3 protein-coding genes are annotated in these 1,745 nt (G+C 68.0%); all 3 read right to left on the bottom strand.

Going from position 1 to position 1,745, the window contains the following annotated elements; genetic code table 11:
• Positions 1-226 (bottom strand): hypothetical protein (locus B2W70_RS07625; protein ID WP_286744432.1); only part of this gene is annotated, 226 nt, incomplete at its 3' end.
• A complete protein-coding gene (locus B2W70_RS07620; protein WP_286744430.1) occupies positions 223-981 on the bottom strand; it encodes a class II aldolase/adducin family protein in 759 nt (252 codons plus the stop codon). The genes B2W70_RS07625 and B2W70_RS07620, both read right to left, overlap by 4 nt.
• Before the next feature lie 82 nt (positions 982-1,063).
• Positions 1,064-1,745 (bottom strand): AMP-binding enzyme (locus tag B2W70_RS07615; RefSeq protein ID WP_286744428.1); only part of this gene is annotated, 682 nt, incomplete at its 5' end.

Genomic DNA, 1,745 nt, shown 5'->3' with positions numbered 1-1,745 from the left:
CCAGCGTGCTGGCGTCGGGCCCGCTGGACAGCGTCAGGCCCATGACTCGGCTGCTGCCATCGGGGCGCGCCTCGATCTGCCAGGGCAGGCCTGGTGCGGATTCGGTGCCCGCAGCCCGACTGGCCTCAGGGGGCGTCGCTTTCATTCGATCGCCGCCGACCACCACCAGCGTGCCCAGCAACAGCGAACCGGCGACCATGCCGGCCAGGATGGCGACCTTGTTCATGCGCGCCAGCCCGTGTCGACGCGGTCGAGCTTGCGGATCAGCGCTGGCCACACGAAGGCGCCACCCATGCCGCCGGTCTGCACCTTCATCGCGTGAGCCACGCCTTGCACGATTTGCGGGTTGACCTCGGTCAGTGGCACACCGCCGCTTTGCGCGGCCAGCTGGATCTGGCAGGTGCTCTCGAAGATGTACATGTGCAGGAAGGCGTCGGCGATGGTGCGGCCCACGGTGAGCAGGCCGTGGTTGCGCAGCATGAGGAAGTTCTTGTCGCCCAGGTCGGCTTGCAGGCGCGGTTTCTCGTCTTCGCGGAAGGCCACGCCTTCGTAGTCGTGATAGGCCAGCGAAGCCAGCACGAAGGTGCTTTGCTGAGAGATGGGCAGCACGCCAGCCTGCTGGGCCGAGACGCCCACGCCGGCGCGCGTGTGGGTGTGCAGCACGCAGCCCGCGTCCTCGCGCACGGCGTGGATGGCGCTGTGGATGGTGAAGCCGGCCGGGTTGACGGGGAACGGCGAGTCAGAGAGCTTGTTGCAGTCCTGGTCGACCTTGACGAGGCTGGAGGCGGTGATCTCGTCGAACATCAGCCCGTAGGGGTTGATGAGGAAGTGGTGTTCGGGGCCGGGGATGCGCGCCGAGATGTGGGTGAAGACCAGGTCGCTCCAGCCGTGCAGCGCCACCAGGCGGTAGGCGGCGGCGAGGTCCAGGCGCAGTTGCCACTCTTCAGGGCTGACGTGTGCTTGCAGCGATGGGGTGTTCAAGTTGTTCTCCTCATGGTGGCGCCGGCCCTTCTCTTGGCGAGGGCCTGGTGGGGTGGTGCGGGGGATTTTGGCAGGCCTGGCTTCAGGAGCCGGTGCGCGCTTGTGTCGGCTGTGCCTCATCGGTGAACGCATCGGCATGCCGTTGGCGCAGCAGGTTCTTCTGCACCTTGCCCATGGCGTTGCGTGGCAGCTCTTCGACCACGAAGACGCGCTTGGGGCACTTGTAGGCCGAGAGTTGCTCGCGCATGGCGCGGATCACCTCGGCCTCGTCGAGCACGTGGTCAGGCTGGGTGGTGAGCACGGCCACCACGCCTTCGCCGAAGTCGGGGTGGGGCACGCCGATGACGGCCGACTCGGTCACGCCGGGCAGGCGGTCGAGCTGGCCTTCCACCTCGGCCGGGTAGACGTTGAGGCCGCCTGTGATGACGAGGTCCTTGGCGCGGCCAACCAGGTGCACGCGGCCATCGTCGTCGATGCGGCCGACGTCGCCAGTGCGGAACCAGCCATCGGGCGTGAAGGCCTCGGCGGTTTTCTCCGGCATGCCGAGGTAGCCGACGAAGACGTTGGGGCCGTGCACTTCGACATGGCCGGTCTGGCCTTTGGCCAGCGCCGCACCTTCGTCATCGACGATGCGCAGCTGGGTGCCCGGCAGGGGCTTGCCAACGCTGCCCGCCACGCGCGTGCCCTCGCGGCTGCGGCAGGGGTTGGAACACAGCATGCCGGTCTCGCTCATGCCGTAGCGCTCGAGGATGGTGTGGCCGGTG

Origin of the sequence: Aquabacterium sp. UBA2148 (genome assembly GCF_002328915.1) — a bacterium.
GTDB lineage: Bacteria > Pseudomonadota > Gammaproteobacteria > Burkholderiales > Burkholderiaceae_C > Aquabacterium > Aquabacterium parvum.
The sequence above is the reverse complement of the archived record's forward strand: the minus strand, read 5'-3'. Positions and strand labels throughout refer to the sequence as shown.